This window comes from Marinobacterium sp. MBR-109 (genome assembly GCF_040547565.1).
Lineage (GTDB): Bacteria > Pseudomonadota > Gammaproteobacteria > Pseudomonadales > Balneatricaceae > Marinobacterium.
Window position 1 is genome coordinate 70968 of sequence record NZ_JBEPPZ010000011.1, and the last position, 17720, is coordinate 88687.

General features: G+C 57.3%; 5 protein-coding genes. All 5 read right to left on the bottom strand.

Features of this window, described 5'->3' with window-relative positions:
* Positions 1–2: 2 nt before the first annotated feature.
* From ABIE60_RS13675 to ABIE60_RS13695, 5 genes are read right to left on the bottom strand one after another with little or no spacing between them, the layout of a single operon-like run.
* A complete protein-coding gene (locus tag ABIE60_RS13675) occupies positions 3–2147 on the bottom strand; it encodes a PqqD family peptide modification chaperone (protein WP_354470080.1) in 2145 nt (714 codons plus the stop codon).
* A 2-nt stretch (positions 2148–2149) separates the two neighbouring features.
* Positions 2150–3925 (bottom strand): GAF domain-containing protein, encoded by a 1776-nt coding sequence (locus tag ABIE60_RS13680; RefSeq protein ID WP_354470081.1) that lies wholly within the window; start codon positions 3923–3925, stop codon positions 2150–2152.
* Positions 3926–3947: 22 nt separating this feature from the next.
* A complete protein-coding gene (locus ABIE60_RS13685) occupies positions 3948–4253 on the bottom strand; it encodes a DUF3467 domain-containing protein (protein WP_354470082.1) in 306 nt (101 codons plus the stop codon).
* A 21-nt stretch (positions 4254–4274) separates the two neighbouring features.
* A complete protein-coding gene (locus ABIE60_RS13690) occupies positions 4275–15518 on the bottom strand; it encodes a two-partner secretion domain-containing protein (protein ID WP_354470083.1) in 11244 nt (3747 codons plus the stop codon).
* A gap of 14 nt (positions 15519–15532) precedes the next feature.
* Entirely contained in the window at positions 15533–17599 is a 2067-nt protein-coding gene (locus tag ABIE60_RS13695) for a ShlB/FhaC/HecB family hemolysin secretion/activation protein (protein WP_354470084.1), read from the bottom strand.
* Between the last annotated feature and the right edge of the window lie 121 nt (positions 17600–17720).

Below are 17720 nucleotides of genomic sequence, written 5' to 3' on the forward strand. Positions count from 1 at the left end.
GATCAGACCCCAAATTTGCGGATGAAAAGATCACGCAGGATGCGATACCACTGCATGGCCAAGGGTTCCGGTGTATGTTCAAAACGGGTGTAGACACGTCCTCCCAGGGTCATGCTGATTGGCTGATCGGATTCAGCCTTCAGCTCCAGCAGGAATAATGGATCCAGTGCAACAGGCTCCTGCTGACCCGGCTCAATACCGATTGTCCCACCACCTTGCAGCGCCAGTGCCATACTCGGAAGGCGCGTGGTAGCGGATGGCACCGCACGCAGTACGCTGGCAAACACTTCTCTGTCCAGGTTATCGACCGGGCGCAACCGGATATGCTGACTGTCTGCGCGGACGCGGTCGATACTCATCTGAGGCACTGCACTCATGATGGTGTAACGTGCCGGGTCGATAATATGGGCAATGACTTCTCCACGTTGGAACCAGCGCCCCACAAGGTCAGATGAGCCGGGTACAACGAAACGACCATTGATTGGCGCAGTCAGCGTAAAACGCTCAATTCGTTTGTTCAGATCTTCCAGCTGTGTCTGTACGCTGACCAATTCTTCCTCAATGAGCCGTGCTTCCACTTGGTCCGTACGCTCCGAAACCACCCGCCGAGACTGCAACTCTTGCGCACGCAGCTCAAGCACTTCACGTCGGGTGGGCAGGATTTCGTCTTCGCAACGCAGCAGCGGTTGCCCTTCGAGAACCATCCCCTGAGTCTGCAGGACCTCTCTTACAAAACATGCCTGGGGGGCTCGAATACGGGATTGCTCAGGCATCCAAACCACTCCTTCTGCAAGCGTTGCAGAAGGGACTGGTGCTACAGCCAAGCACCACACCAGACCACCGCCAATTAACGTGGTAACACTGTAAAGGCGAAGCCGCCGCTCCATAATCAGCGGATCACTGAGAATATTTTTGACAAGCTTGATCAGCGGCAACAACAGCATCATGTAGATGGCCCAGAGCGCCAAAACAACCCCAATAATGAAAAACTGGGTGGCCACGAACATGACAATGGTAAATACCAGCACCATACGGTAGAAGAAGGAGGCGATGGCGTACGTCGTCAACCAGACGGGCTCACGGGGTGTCGTACGGGGGGGTTGCAGGCCTCGACGAATACGAAGCAGGTATCGCTTGCAGAGATATCCCAGATATTGATTGGCCTTGCGTCCAAGCCCCGGTATTTCGAGCCAGTCAGACAGAATGTAATACCCATCAAAACGCAGCAGAGGGTTGATATTGAATATAACGGTGGTTACGCCTGCCAGAATCACCACATCATGCAGGAAAACACGCAAAAGCCCCGGCTCGGTCCAAGTCCAGATCCAAAGCGCCACAGCCGCAAGTGCCAGCTCAATCATCATGCCGGCTGCGCCTACAATCATACGCTGGTATTTGCTGACGAAGCCTGTGGCATGACTGGCATCCACATAAGGAATAGGCATCATGACGAGCAGCATCACACCCATCTCATGGCACTGCCCGCCAAACATTTTAATGGCAATGCCATGCCCCAACTCATGAATGGCTTTAACGATTGGGAAGACCAGTAACAAAGTAAGCACATACTCTGGTGTAAACACCAGCTGTCCTACATCAGCGGTTAACCCTTCCCAGTGAACAAACGCCAACCAGCCACCAAATGCGATCAGCAAAGCCCAAACAGCCAGAATGACAGGCCTCATCCAGACCGGTATCCACCCTACCATCCGGGCAAGAAAACGGTCCGGGTCTACCAGAGGTATTCTCAGGGCCAACGGGTTAGAGAGGTACTGCTTGATCCGATTGCGGCGCGATTCGCGGGTTCGCTGCTGCAGCTCATCCAGATCCGGCACCTGGCCCGTAATCAACACGCCAGCATTATGCAACTGCGTCATCAACTGCAGAATCTCATCCTGCCCTGGCACTTCATCACCCATTACCTCACAGGCCAGCTGCCAGATCTGCTCCAGATTTCGCTGCCCATCCATCATGGTCAGGATGCGATATGCCTGAGCGTTCAGCCGCAGAAACTTGCCACTGCTCTGGTCTTGTACCACTCGCCAGACTTCGCCTCGGTATACATGACGAAAAATGCGTGCCTGAGTTCTGAGCCGAGGCACAAGCTCGGCCGTACGGTACCATGATGCCGAAAACAATGCCGACATGCTCAGACCCCGAACCATTTCCAGAGTGACAGACTCAGCCAGTGACGCAGCTCACGGGTCCAGATCCAGATCAGCTTGCGCTCATCAATACCCACCTTACCGACTCCTTCAAGCCCTGGCCGCATACCCACACTCATTTCATTGAGCTGAGCCTCAACCCGGAAAACGTTTTGCCCGTCCCGTGCCTCGGCCAATGGTGTAATCAGTGTTACTTCAAAGCGGGATGGTTGATCGGGAAAGGCTTTCAGAACCAGCTCGCCCGTCTGGCCAACACGAAGAAAACCGATATCCATCTCCGGGACATCCAGTACCAGGCGATAATTGGCTAACGGTGCCAGTTCAAACAGTACCTGTCCCTTTGAAACCGGCAAACCCAGATCCTGGGACAGGTCGCCACTGGTCACCAGCGCATCAAATGGGGCACGGATCTCGGTTCGCTGCAGCATGCTGCTCACCAGATCCAGCTGGGCCTGCACTTGGGCCAGCTGTGCCGAAATGACTCCAGCCTGGCCCGAGTCCCAGTTCGCCTGTGCCAGTTGAAGTTGGCGCGTATACTGAGCCTGCTGGCTTTCCAGTTTCGCCAGTTCCAAACGCGTGTCACGATCATCAAGTTTGGCAAGCAAGTCCCCCTTTTCAACAACCTGACCGGCGCGGATGATCGACTGTTCCAGATAGGCATCAAACGGCACTGCCAATGAGCGGTTCAGCGCACCTTCCAGCCGCGCATCTGTATCGATTCTGAACTCACCCGTTGCCAGACTGAAAAACACCACCAACGCCAACACACTGGCAGACAACATTTTGGTGCCCAGGTAGCCGGCACCAAACAGCCGTCTGAATGGCACTGTGAATAGCCGCCCGGCCCTGTCAAGCGTACTCAAATCCTGAACCCGGCCTTTAAGCAGCACCTGCCCGAGAATGGGCGCAACCGCCGCTGCCAGCTCAAGGTTTTCGCTTCCAGGCGTGCTGGCCCATTCGAACGTCAATACACCGTACTGGTCACGCTCACGAATAAAGGGAATGGAGAGCAGAGTTTGGTTACCCTGACGCTCTGCCAAGGCCTGGTGTGCATCACGGATAACAAGACTGTCTTCAGTTCCTGGCCAACTGACTGCCTCACCCTGGTCCACCGCCTCTTCCATTGCCGCTTCCAGGTCCTGAACCAAATCAATCTTGCGAGAAAACTCGGCCGCATTGGCGAGTGTAAACAGTCGAATCCCTCTCTTATGAGCAAAGCCCAGCGCAACGCGATCACACCCAAGGCTAACGCTGGCCTGAGACAATACGGTTTGAGCAGCATGCTCTAGGTCATCACTGTCGAGAGAGGACATCAGCAGTTCCAGCAGCAGAATCAACCGCTCATTCAGCTCTCCTTCTCCACCACCTGCCTGAACGGATCCATGCCCCAGCAACCAACCCATTCCCCATTGAATCCAGTTTTTTTGCTGAATTGACAAACCCGGAGATGATGGCGATATTGCCAAGATACCCAGTACATCATTATGTTGCACAACGGGTATCGCAAACAGCAAACGGGAGCCGGCACGTTGAATAACAGGTCGGCACAGCTCAAGTGCCTGCTCGGCAACCGCCATCAAAGGCTCGCTGCAGGGCGTTTTATAGGGCCAGGATGCTTTCGGCTCGAAGGGGCCCGTATTCGCAGGTCCCAGTACGACAACACCTTCCTGAATGCCACCCAGTCCATCATTTATCAGGTTGAACCAGGCCGAAAAAAACACCGGGTCAGACTCCTCATGGAGGAGCCTGAACCAGTGCATGTATTTTTCCGGATTCGGCGTATCAGAGCTTGATTTCACCGAATCGTTTTTCATATTCCTTCAATCCCATGTCCAGCATAATCTGCAAACGCTTGGCAGCATAAGGGGTCAGCAGGATGCGCTGTGACAGCGCCACTTCCACTTCTTCCTGGTTACCCTGCCAGTTCTTGTTGGAACCGAACAGTACCATGATCTCCTCACGGGTGCCCATGACATTGCAGACATTCGCGTAAGTAGACTGCATGTTGTCATCATTCCACTTGATTTTCGGCATGACCGGCTGGGCCTGCTGTTCATTCATGTTTTTCTGCTCCGCTTGTTCAGACATTGCTTACTCCTTGGTTAAAAATCACGCCCGGATCGATTCCTGCGTGTTTTCATCTTGTTCGGATTCGGGATCTACAGGTGTAATGAGCAACTTCAACGCCTGCAGCTCACCTGTTACTGGCTGACGTGTCAAAACTTCAATTACGAATGGCTCCGTGCCGTAGGGAATGATACCGGACAGGCGTGCAGACAGGCCGTTGCCAACCAGTTCCAGCCACTCCGGCAACGCTCCGCCCTCGAAAGTAACACTCACCAACTCGGAATCACCCACCAGCTCGGCGAGCGGAACTCTGAAGGCCTCTTCGGTATTCAGGCTGATCATCGGCATCTCGATGCTCAGACTACCACCTGTAGCAGGCCCCGTCGTTAACAGGGCATAGCCATCCTGCCCCGCCAGGCTAATGACCGATTCTCCGTATACCACGTCTGCCTCTGTATTGAGCAACGCTGGCGGGAAAATCTGCTCGGTTTCCGAAACGGCAATCACCGGCTCCGTTGGGTTTTGGGTTGGAATGCCGCTGCCCGAAGATGACTCTGTACTGGTACCACTTACAACACGCAGGTAGTTATCCGGCACAACAATGGTTGTACCTGTGTAATAGCCATTGCCCGGACGCGTCACCTGATCAACCGGCATGTTGTTGTACAACGTACCGAAGACCAGATAATCCGGTTGCAAGCCTGCCATGCGCTGCGTGTAATCGTTTGAAGTACGATCATAGATCAACCAGTTGCTGTTGTTTGCCACGATTGCACCACTGCCTGCACCGGTACGGTTGTAGAACCATCCATCTGCGGCCAGTGTTGCTGCGTTGGCTGTATTCGCATGTACCGTCATCGGACGGTCAAGCAGGATATCATTCCCGCTGCGGATCCATGCAGTATTGAGCTCACTCAGACCCTGCAGGGTGATATTGCCTCCCGCCTGGGCCAGCAGATCTGCTGTGGCACCGGCAATATCGCCCAGTGCCATCTGCCCCCCCGCATTGAGGGCCGCACTGTTGGATACTGTCAGCAGCCCTGTGTGAGTCAACGTTCCGTCTGCACTCAGTGTGATGCTGTCAACGGTGTTGTCACCACCCATTGTGATGGCACCGGTCGTACCCGCCACCAGCGTACCGGTATCAATTGAGGTCCCTGCCGCCTGCAGCAACTGAGCCGCCGTGATCATCACCGCGGCCGTATCAAACGTGGCAAGGTCAGCATCCAGCTGCAACAGACCGGAATCGGCTGCCAGTGCCAGATTGCCACTGTCACTACCGACCATCTGCGCCACGATCAGATCGCCACCCAAGGTCTGGACATCAATGTTACCGGCGGCGTTCAGGCCGCTCAGGCCATCGACCGTGCCGACGGTGAGACCGTTGCTGTCCACATAGCTGAGGGTGCCGGCTGTAGAGTCGGCCGCCAAGGTACCGATGGCGTTTTCCGGGTTGTTCAGTGCGATATTGTTGGTGGCATCAGCCCGCAGGAAGCCTGCGCTCATCGCCTTGCCGCTGGTCAGCACCTGACCGATGCTGTCAGCCAGGAAGCGGATCAGGCCGGTGGTACCGCTGATCTGCACCCGATCGTTCAACTGCAGGGCATCGGCCGCAACCAGATCAATGGTCTGGTTGTTGCCTGCGGTCAAACCGCTCAGACCTGCCGCCGCACGGTCGGTGCTGTTGGCGGTATTCAGTGCCGCGACCTGATCTACCGTCATCACACCGCTGTGCGCCAGATACTGGCTGCCGGTGCTGTTGGCGGCCAGCTGATCCACATTGGCCAGCTCGATACGGTTGCTCAGGCTGCCGATAGCAGCGCCGCTTTGCAGCAGCACATCACCGCCGGTACTCAGCTCGGTGGTTGTGCCCGTGGTGCTGTCGGTGCTGATCGCACCGCTCGCCAGCAGCTGAACCGTGCCGGTGCCAGACGTGATCTGGGCACCGTTGTTCAGGGCAACGGCACCGGTACCGCCGGTACGCAGATCGACGTAGCCTGCGGTATCCGCTGCCACGTTCTCGACCAGGGTCAGGTCACCGCCCTGAGTGGTCAGGGTGATATTGCCCGCATTACCGGTGGTCAAACCGGCATAGCTGACGGCAAAAGCGCCACCCGTATTGTCACTGGTGTTGAACGCCTCTACACCCCCCAACTGCAGGGCATCGGCCGCGCCCAACTTGCGCAGCCACAGGCTGCCGCTGTCGGCATTGGCCGCCAGCGCCGAAGCGCCGCCGATCTCGATACGGTTGCTGTCGCTGCCGATATTGCCCGCTGCCTGCAACAGTACGCTGCCATCCGTACGGATAGAAGCACTGTTGTTGGTTGCTGCAGCGCTGATCAGATTATTGCCGGACAGCAACTGAATATCGCCCGTAGTTGAGCTGACCAGCGCCGCTGCGCCAATGGTCAGGTCGGCGTTACCGGAGCGAACATCAACCCAGCCAGCACCGCTGGCGGTGACGTTGGCATTCAACGCAATGGCACCGTCAGTCGTGCGCAGGTCAACATTGCCGTCTGTACCGGCGACAACGGCCGCATTGGTGGTCAAGGCACCGCTGTTAAGCGCACGCAGGTCGATGTTGCCGGTATCCGTACCGATCGCCTGAGCCACGACCAGGTCGCCGCCCAGGGTCTGCACATCAATGTCGCCTGCTGCGTTCATACCGGTCAGGGTATCGACTGTACCGACCGTCAGGCCGTCACTGTCGACGTAGCTGATGGTGCCCGCTGCTGAATCCACCGCCAATGTGTCGATGGCGTTTTCCGGGTTGTTCAGCGCAATGTTGTTGGTCGCATCAGCCCGCAGGAAGCCTGCGCTCATCGCCTTGCCGGTGGTCAGCACCTGGTCGATGCTGTCGGCCAGGAAGCGGATGACACCGATGGTACCGGTGATCTCGACCCGATCGTTCAGCTGCAAGGCATCCACCGCAACCAGATCAATGCGCTGATCGTCGCCAGCCGTCAAACCGTTCAGATCGGCTGTCGCGTGGTCGGTGCTGTTGGCGGTGTTCACGGCCGCCACCTGATCAACGGTCATCACACCGCTGTGCGCCAGATACTGGCTGCCGGTGCTGTCTGCCGCCACATTGACCACACTGGCCAGCTCGATGCGGTTGCTCAAGCTGCCGATATCAGCACCGCTTTGCAGCAGCACATCACCACCGGTGCTCAGCTCGGTGGTTGTGCCCGTGGTGCTGTCGGTGCTGATCACTCCGCCTGCCAGAAGCTGGATTGTTCCAGTGCCAGAAGTGATCTGAGCACCGCTGTTCAGAGCAACGGCACCGGTACCGCCAGTACGCAGGTCAACGTAGCCGGCGGTATCCGCGGCCACGTTCTCGATCAGGGTCAGGTCACCGCCCTGAGTGGTCAGGGTGATGTTGCCGGCATTGCCGGTGGTCAAACCGGCGTAGCTGACATCATAGCTGCCGCCCGCGGCGACATCACCCAGGTCATCCGTTACGAATGCTTCCACGCCACCCAGCTGCAGGGCATCGGCCGCGCCCAGCTTGCGCAGCCACAGGCTGCCGCTGTCCGCGTTGGCCGCCAGCGCCGAAGCGCCATCGATCTCGATGCGGTTGCTGTCGCTGCCGATGTTGCCCGCGGCCTGAAGCAGGACAGAACCGTCATTGGTGCTGATGGAGGCAACGCCGTTGGTTACTTTGCCACTGATCAGGTCATTGCCGGAGAGCAACTGGATGTCGCCAGTGGCCGAGCTGACCAGCGTCGCAGCGCCAATGGTCAGGTCAGAGACACCGCCGGAACGGACATCCACCCAGCCATCACCGCTGGCGGTCACGTTGGCGTTCAGGGTGATGGCACCGTTGGTGGTACGCAGGTCGACGTTGCCGTCAGCACCCGCCACAACCGCCGCATCGGTGGTCAAGGCACCGTTGTTCAGCGCACGCAGGTCGATATTGCCGGTATCGGTACCGATCGCCTGTGCCACGATCAGATCGCCGCCCAGGGTCTGCACATCGATGTTGCCCGCAGCGTTCATGCCGCTGAGGCCATCAACCGTGCCGACGGTCAGACCGTCGCTATCGACGTAGCTGATGGTGCCGTTCACCGAGTCCGCCGCCAGTGTACCGATGGCGTTTTCCGGATTGTTCAGCGCGATATTGTTGGTGGCATCAGCCCGCAGGAAGCCTGCACTCATCGCCTTGCCGGTGGTCAGCACCTGATCGATGCTGTCGGCCAGGAAGCGGATCAGGCCGGTGGTACCAGTGATCTCGACCCGATCGTTCAGCTGCAAGGCATCCACCGCAACCAGATCAATGCGCTGATCGTCGCCAGCCGTCAAACCGTTCAGGTCGGCTGCCGCATGATCGGTGCTGTTGGCGGTGTTCACAGCCGCCACTTGATCAACGGTCATCACACCGCTGTGCGCAAAATACTGGCTGCCGGTGCTGTCTGCAGCCAACTGATCCACATTGGCCAGTTCGATACGGTTACTCAAGCTGCCGATATCCGCGCCGCTTTGCAGCAGCACATCGCCGTCAGTGATCACTTCGGTAGTTGTGCCCGTGGTGCTGTCGGTGCTGATCGCTCCGCCTGCCAGCAACTGTACCGTGCCGGTGCCGGAGGTGATCTGGGCACCGCTGTTCAGTGCAACGGCACCGGTACCGGCGGTACGCAGATCGACGTAGCCTGCGGTATCCGCTGCCACATTCTCGATCAGGGTGAGGTCACCGCCCTGAGTGGTCAGGGTGATATTACCCGCACCGCCCGTGGTCAAACCGGCATAGCTGACGTTATAGCTGCCGCCTGCGGCGACGTCGTCCAGGTCATCCGTTACGAAGGCTTCCACGCCACCCAGTTGCAGGGCATCGGCCGCGCCCAGCTTGCGCAGCCACAGGCTGCCGCTGTCCGCGTTGGCTGCCAGCGCTGCAGCGCCGTCGATCTCGATGCGATTGCTGTCGCTGCCGATGTTGCCCGCGGCCTGAAGCAGGACAGAGCCGTCATTGGTGATGATGGTTGCACGACCGGCATCATCGGTAGCCCGCGTCGTCAGCAGGTCACGACCGGCGAGCAACTGGATATTACCGGTGCCAGAGCTGATCTGTGCATAGTCTGTATTGAGGTTACCCACCGTCAGATCAGATGTTGCCCCCCCTGCACGCGCATCCACCCAGCCAGTACCGCTGGCGGTCACGTTGGCGTTCAGGGTGATGGCACCGTTGGTGGTTCGCAGATCGACGTTGCCGTCAGCACCCGCCACAACCGCCGCATTGGTGGTCAAGGCACCGCTGGTCAGCGCACGCAGGTCGATGTTGCCGGTATCCGTACCGATCGCCTGATCAACGATCAGATCGCCGCCCAGGGTCTGCACATCGATGTTGCCCGCAGCGTTCATGCCGCTGAGGCCATCAACCGTGCCGACGGTCAGACCGTCGCTGTCGACGTAGCTGATGGTGCCGTTCACCGAGTCCGCCGCCAGTGTACCAATGGCGTTTTCCGGATTGTTCAGCGCGATATTGTGGGTCGCTTGAACCTTAAGCGCACCGGCTGTCATCGCCTTGCCTGCATCAGTGTTCTGAGAAACGCTGTCGGCATTCAGCTTGATAATGCCGCCTGCTACCTGAACCTGTTCGTTCAGCTGCAGTGCGCCGGTCACCAACACGTCAATCACCTGACTGGCACCCGCAACCAAACCGAAATAGCTGGTTGGCAGGGCCAGCAGAGACGCCGCTGTATCCAGGGTATTGGCATTCACCACATCGACGGCTGCAACAGTCATGTCACCGGTATGGCTCAGGAACTGGCTGCCGGTTGCAGAGCTGCTTTGGGTGGCAACACCGGTTGCACCCGCAATTTCGATCCGGTTATTCAGGCTGCCGATCGCACCGTCACTGGCCACCAGCAAGACATCACCGCTGGTAGTCAGCTCAGTGGTTGTACCTGTCGTGGTGTTGGTGCTGATAGCACCTGCCGATAGCAGTTGTAGCGTACCGGTATCAGAGGCAATGCTGCCACCATCGATACGGATAGCGCCCGTGCCGTCAGTCCGCAGATCCACATAGCCACTGCCGTCAGCGACGATGGTATCCACCACCTGGATATCGCCATTGACTTTGGTCAAGGTGATACTGCCACCGCTGCTCGGCAGAGTGGTCAAACCTGACATGAAACCGCCTGTCTCGCTGACCGTACCACCGAAGGTTTCAGCGGTATTCAGTGCCGTGGCGTCGCCCAACACCAGCGCGGTACTGTCCAGATGACGCAACCAGATACCGCCCGCGCCCGCTTCTGCCGCAAAAGTGGCAGGCACCGACACTTCGATACGGTTACCATCGCTGCCAATTGCATCGCCAGCCTGCAACAGAGCGGTACTGCCGGTCGAGCGGATCAACGCGGTGCCATCTGTAGCCTTGGTCGTCGTGATGCTGCCACCCGCCAGCAGCTGAATAGCGCCGGTTTCGCTGGTAATCAGTGCGGTTTCAGGTGCGCTCTGATCGATAACCAGGTCCGAGCCCACTCCGCCTGCACGCAGGTCGACGGTGCCCGTACCGGTTGCCGTGACCGACTTATCCACCGTCAGCGAACCGTTGCCGGTAGTGATGCGGATATTGCCGTTGGCGCCCGGTGTTACGCCGGTAACGGAGCCGGCTGCGATCAAGCCTGCGTCAATGCCTGTCACTTCACCGATGGTCAAATCACCGGCATTGAGCAGGGTGATATCGAAGTCAGCTGTATTCAGTGCCAGCGCGGCCAGATCAATCTGGTTGGTTTCATTGTTCAGCAGGATCGCCCCACCGGTCACATCGGCGGCCAGCACGCCAGCATTGATTTGTGACTGTGCCGGGTCCGCCGACTGAGTCAGCGCGCCTGCTGTCTTCAGTACAACCTGTGCATCAGGTGCCTGAATACCATCGCGGTTTACAGGCGTCTGACTGATCAGACCCAGAGTGCTGGCAGTATCTGCGGTTTTGCCCGCCAAAGTGACACGACCGATCTCAAGCGCACGAGCGTTGTTAAACTCAAGGCCCGAGTCCGCCGTGAATGCGCCCGCAAAGGTGCCGATTACGTTGTCATTCAGCAGCTTGGCTGTGCCGTCACCGGTGCTCAGATAAAGATCAGCAGTTGTTCCGCCCGCTGCTGAAATGATGGATGACCCACTTTGCAAGAAGGTGCCATCTTCAACCTGCACGCTCACTGTATTGGCAATGATGTTCTCGTTTTGTGTGATATCCGCTATCACACCCGGGGTGGTACTGAGTACACGCAGGTCAATCTCGTTGGCGGTCAGTCCCACCGTGGTATCAGTCACCGCAGGGACAATGGCAACCTCTCCGGTGGTCATGTTCGATGTGTAGTTTTCAACCCGCGTCGTACTGATCTGACCAACGCCTAGTGCCTGACCGCTGGTCAGCACCAGATCGCCCAACACATCCGCTGCCAGTGTATTGATACGGTTGATGGCCGTAGCAACGAAGTCACCAGCGCCCTGCAAACGCAACTCATCTGCCGTGATCACACCCTTGGCAACCAACGCTTCAGAGGTAGTCAGTCCGTTATCGGTGATGATAGTGAGGCTACCGGCGTCCGACGTGTTGGGCTGACGCGCCAGTGTCAGAGCCGAGTTGACCACAACCTTGGCAGCATAGGCGTCGTTATTGACACCGGCCAGCAGAGTCAGGTCATCACGGAACGTAGTCGGTGCATTGACCGTAATATTGCCACTCAGGTCGGTGCGACCGATGGTGATATCGGTGAAACCCGTGCGGGCCGTATCCGCCGTCACCAACTCGGTCATGGCGACTGCCGCTGAGGAACCATCCTTGAACGTCACCAGGTAGCTGCCGCTGCCCTGATTTAGCACCGTAGTCCCTTCATAACCGGCCAGATTCTGAATGGCTGCCTGAATATTGGCACCCAGCACAGACGAATCGGTTGAATAGACGATATCTGAGGTCGGCAAACCACCGATATTGAGCTTGAAGTTGCCACCTGCGTTGCCGTTGATCAGCAGGTTCTGCTGTGAAGACAAGCCACCGGCACTGGCGGTCACCTGAGGTGCGCTGAGGAAGACCGAATTGGCACTGCCGTTGAACCAGTCCTCACCCAGATAGAGGGTGCGATTGACATCGTTTTCCGGGCGGCTACCCGCATTGCCGAATTCGATTTTGGTATCAGCGTTTTCTGGGCGAATCACCAAATGACCATCACTGGACACCTGCAGGCGGGAAGAGGAGCTGTTGACGAACTCCATCGAGTCGGCTACGAAGATGATATCGCCGGTTGCCGCACTCTTGGTGGCATCACGGCCCACATAGATGCTGTTGCCGGTGGCGTAAATGCCGAAGCTGTTCTCGCCCGCATCATCCAAACGACCACCGGAGGTGCCGTGCAACAGAATGTCGCCGCTGCTGCTGAGGATGCTGGTGCCGTTGCCCTGCAGACGGATACCGTGGTTCTGCTCAACAGAGTTCTGGTTGCCGCCGCCGCCTTGACCACGGACCACAATATCGCCGCTGTCACTCTGTACCAGGGCGCTGTTGGCCAACAGCACACCAATATAGCGGTTACCACCGGTTACGCTGTCACCCACCGCACTGGCATCACCATCGATCAGGATGTTGCCGCTGGTGGTCACCAACGATGCGGTACCGGAAACGCCTTCACCGATGATGATGGCATCTTTATTACCACTGTCGGTCTGGTTCAACACCTGGCCACGCACACTTAACTGGCCGGTTTCGGTGCCCAGATAGGTAGCAGCACCTGTAATTCGTACCCCTGCACCGGACGTGTCGGACGCCTGAGTACTATCGGCTGTACGGCCATAGATGGAAAGGTCACCACCCGCCGTTTCCATACGCGTGTTGTGAAGGCGAATACCGTCACTGCCATCGGTATCGCCCGCCACACCCTCGGCATAGTTGCCGGCACTGCCCAAACTGATGTCACCACCCTCTGTGCTGATATTCACGTTGGACATAACCACGGCACCCTGGCCTGAGCCTGTCGCCACGTTCGGGTTGAACAGCAGGTTGAATATACCGGTATTATCGGCATCAATACTGACGCCCGACAGTTTGATCGACTGGTCGGAGTTGATGGTCAGGGTCTGCTCACCGGCAAACGCCGCATGAATATCGAAGCTGTCCTGCAAATAGCTGGTATAACCTGCCGTCAGACCCGGTACTGCACCACCTGTGATGTTGATGGTTGCATTGCTGCTGAGCAGATTCAGTACCGGTTTATCCGCGAAGTTGGTACTGGCGGTAATTACCGGACCCGAGGTGTTGCTCAGGTTGAGAGTTGAGGCATTAAAATCAATATCCGTGGCACCATTGAACGTCAGGCTGCGCAGCGGATCGGCCACACTGCCTATATCCGCATTAAAGATGATTTTGCCTGCCGTGACACCGACGCCGGTCAAACCGGTCGTATCCAGTGTCAGGTTCTGCGGTGACTGGGTCTGAAGCGTAGTATCGGTCGAGGAAATGACCGGGGCTGCGCTCAGCACCTGGCCGTCAAACTGAATGTTGCCACCAACATTGTTGTAGACACCGCCGGAATCCGAGCCCTGTGTATTGATGGTGACGCTGTAGCCATCATCAGCCAGATACACATCTTTTGCGAACAGAACATCGCCGGAAGGTACACCGGCACCCACACTCTGGGTCACCTTGGTACTGACAGGGGTTTCGTGGCGCAGATAGGTTTCTTTGTTAAAGGTTACATCACCTCCATTCGTCGCCAGCTGGCCAAAGATGGAGATTGTGCCGGTATCGCTCGGTGCGGTACCGAAAATCAGGTTGAGCTGGTTACCAACACCGCTTGAGGTAATATCCACGCCCGTATGCAGCACGATATCGTTGCCGGCATCAAAGGTCAGTGTAGCGGCGGCACCTGTGGTTTTGGCGATCGATGCTTCAATGCTGATGTCCTGATCCGCTTGAAGCGTGACACTTGCGCCACCATTCAAGCTGGACTCGATAGACGTATTGCTGACAGTATCAGCTGTACCACCTGCCGTATTAACGGTCAGGTTGGTCGGGTCCAGTAACCAGTTGCCACCCTCACCGGACTCTGCCGAAACATCGACGCTGCCGCTGACACCCAGTGCACCACGGCTGGAAGTTTCAACGTCACCGCCACGACCTTCACCCGCCCCGGTGGCACTGATAGCGCCATCATGCCGCGTCTGATCTGCCGACCACAACACGACCTCTCCACCATCACCGTCCGTTGTGGCATCCGCACTGATATCGGCACTCTGCGCCACCGTGACACGACCTGCTTCTGCAATCTCGGTTTGATCACCCTGCCAACCGCCACCGACATGGATCGTACCGCCACCGGCCTGACCATCCGCATTGAGGCTGCCAGTGATCTCCACATCAGCGCCAGTAACCAGAATTCGGCCACCTGCTTCGCCTGCATTATCACCTTTGGCTTCCACGGTCCCAGCAATCATCGCCGCGCCTTCGCCCGCATCAATGCGGATAGTGCCGTCACCGGCCATGGCCAGTGTATTGGCCCGCACAATACCTGTCTGATTGATTGCAGCGGACAGTGCACCACCGGCATGCCGGCTTTGAATCAGAACCTTGCCTCCATCCGCGACAATGGCACCGCTATTGGCGATGGCCGCTTCGGCACTGACGCCATCCATCTCAACCCCGATCAGACCATCCGCTGTCAGCTCAAGACGTGCATTATCACCGGCCAGCAAGGCAACCTGTCCTGCTTCTGCCGTGATGGTGCCACTGTTTTCAACCGTTTTACCCGCCAATACAACGAAGCCACCCGTACGGGTCGTGATCTGTCCCTGGTTGATGACATTACCGCCTGCCGCCAGGTCTTCCAGTAACAAAGAGCCGTTGATGAACTCTTCGCTGTCCGGCATCTGACCCAGAACACCCAGGCTTCCGACATCGATGCGCGCACTGCTGCCGAACAGAACACCCGCCGGGTTAGCGATGATCACACCGCCCTGAGCATTGATCTGGCCCAGAATCTGGGATGGATCACCAGACAAGACTCGGTTAAGCGCAAGGTCAGAGCGTTGTTGCAAGAAATTGACGATCGCATCGGAGCCGATATTGAAGGTATTCCAGTCTGTCACCAGCCGTGAGCTGTTCTGCTGGATGTTCATCACATTATCAGCTTGTGTGATCACCGCCTGGCCTTGGCGAATAACAGCACCGGATGGCAGTTCGTCCACTGCGGGCGCAGCCTGCACCTGCATTGAAAAACAGACGGAAGCCACCGCTAGCGAAAGAAGCCTGGGGTTGAAAGTGGGTGCAGTATTCACCCGTTCATTATGCTTGGTCATTCCGGACCTCTTCCTCAAAACAGAATCTTGCCAGTAAGCCAGATACGGCCCTGGTCGTTCTTGCCATCGCTGTCAGTGCCTTCAGGCGTCGGGTTTGGGTTGTCTTTGCCCTTGTGTGCATACACAAGCTGCAGACTTCCACTCTCCCCATAGGTCAGGCTCACACCCACACCGTAGCCATCGAGGGTATAGTCGTTGGGCCCGTCGTACACGATGCCGGGGTTGGGGTCAGCATATTGAGTGATGCCCCCAATATCGTAAAACCCGAAGGCTTCTACACGCCCCCAATCAGGCCGCGACAGAATCTGACGCAGTTCAAGATTGGCAACCCAGCCGTTATCTCCGATCCCTTCACCCACAGGCCAGGCACGCACGCCATCCGGCCCGCCGAGCTGGAATTTCTCTGAACTGTCGAGGTTGCCACTGGCCCACTGACCGTTCAGAGATGCATTGAAGAAGAGACCCTCCAGTGGCAGTGACTGGTAACGTTGCAACGAGTAGTTCAGCTTGGTGAAGCTGCCTTCGGTTTGGGCGCCCTGGGCATCGTTGAACTGATAACTGCTGCCCTCTTCCAGGCCTACACTGCCCTGCGTAAGCGTCAGTCCCCAGCGAGTCTGACCGCTGAACCGATCAATATGATCACCGCTGAAGCCCAGACTGGCCGATGTGATATCACGATCATTCTCAACCGCGCCATACAAAATCGAGTTCTGGTAATTCTTGAAATCAAGGCTGGCATACAGATCCATATTGGTCTGAGCGCTGCGCTTGAGCGGATAACTGGCAAAAGCAGACGCCGCCGAGGAGTCGCTGGCAATATTGATCGGGACAGAAAAGCCCTGGCTCAGGTCAAAGTCAACATTCATGGCAGCATAAGACAGGCCCAGTCTGAGTCCTGAGTAGCCAACCGGTACATGTCCACCTACCTTGTAGCTGCGGGACGCCTCAGCTTCAGTCACGTTAAGAAAAAGCTGCTCACCGTGACCACTCGGACTGTTCAGGTTGATATTGGCACTCACACGCTCGGCACCGGCGTATTCGCTGCCGTGGTTGTCAGCCGTAACAAGCACATTCACCAGATCATCGTCTTCAACCTGAGCCATTACCTGTGTGGTTCCCGGCTGACTACCCGGTTTCAGATCGGTCTGAACGCGTTTCACCCCCGGCAAGTCATTCAGCAACCGGACCTGCTCTTCCAGAGCGACCACATCGAGCGGCTCGCCTGGCTTGACCGCTTGCGCCAGATAGGCCGATGCTACGTCCGTCTTGAGGCGGGCATCATTGCCCGCCACCGTCAGACCATTTTCACCGGACATTTCGTCCACGACGCCTTCAAGCACTTCAACGCGCACGACACCATCGCTGATTTCCTGAGGCGGCAGCCAGGCCTGTGCCAGTGCATAACCACGATCACGCAACAGACGAGCAAGAGACTCTGTCGCCTCTCCCAGCTCTTCAACAGTCAGTTCACGATCTGACCATTGCGCCATATGCTCCGCAACTTCAGCTTCAGTCAACAGGGTCACACCATGGACATCAAACCCGGCCACCTGAATTCTCGGAGTAGCATCCTGATAGGGAGTGACTGGCTCCAGGCCCTCGATCGCCACAGCGACCTGCTGGTTTTCCATAAACTGCATCTGAGAAAAGCGCAACACAGCATCCGGATGACCATTTTCACGCAGGAAACTGAGCAGGTCATTGGCTGCCAACTGAAACTCATCAAAGCTCAGCGCCTTGCCACTCCAGGGCTCCATCACTTGAGCAAGGTGCTCAACATTCACATCGGCCCCTTCCAGCACGGGTATAGCATCAACTGCGAAGGTTCTTTGGGTCAGATCAACCGGTGGCGGTTCAATCGCTGGATCAATCTTTGGAGCAGCTGCAGGTGCCCGCAAAACCATCTTCCCTTTCACGCGATCAGGAATTTGCATCGGATCGGTGGCCGGGTTGGTGGCACCCTGATTGTCTGACTGAGCAAACAGGCTCACGAGCTGAGGCTCGGTATTAACACCCTGCGCCAAAAGCCACATGGGCGCGACTGCGATAACAGTCGTAGTAAACGAAACGAGCGGTTTCATGCCTGCTCTGACAGACTTCATTGCTTTACCTCGCAGGCGTTGCCAAACGGTGTTTCAGATTTCAGTTTCAATGTGTCGTACCTGTCTGCTCTGCAAATCACATCAGCATTCATTCTTGTTT

Excerpts from the sequence above, each read along its gene's own strand:
- ABIE60_RS13675 (WP_354470080.1), bottom strand. The coding sequence starts at position 2,147 with ATGTCGGCATTGTTTTCGGCATCATGGTACCGTACGGCCGAGCTTGTG.
- ABIE60_RS13680 (WP_354470081.1), bottom strand. The coding sequence starts at position 3,925 with ATGCACTGGTTCAGGCTCCTCCATGAGGAGTCTGACCCGGTGTTTTTT.
- ABIE60_RS13685 (WP_354470082.1), bottom strand. The coding sequence starts at position 4,253 with ATGTCTGAACAAGCGGAGCAGAAAAACATGAATGAACAGCAGGCCCAG.
- ABIE60_RS13690 (WP_354470083.1), bottom strand. The coding sequence starts at position 15,518 with ATGACCAAGCATAATGAACGGGTGAATACTGCACCCACTTTCAACCCC.
- ABIE60_RS13695 (WP_354470084.1), bottom strand. The coding sequence starts at position 17,599 with ATGAAACCGCTCGTTTCGTTTACTACGACTGTTATCGCAGTCGCGCCC.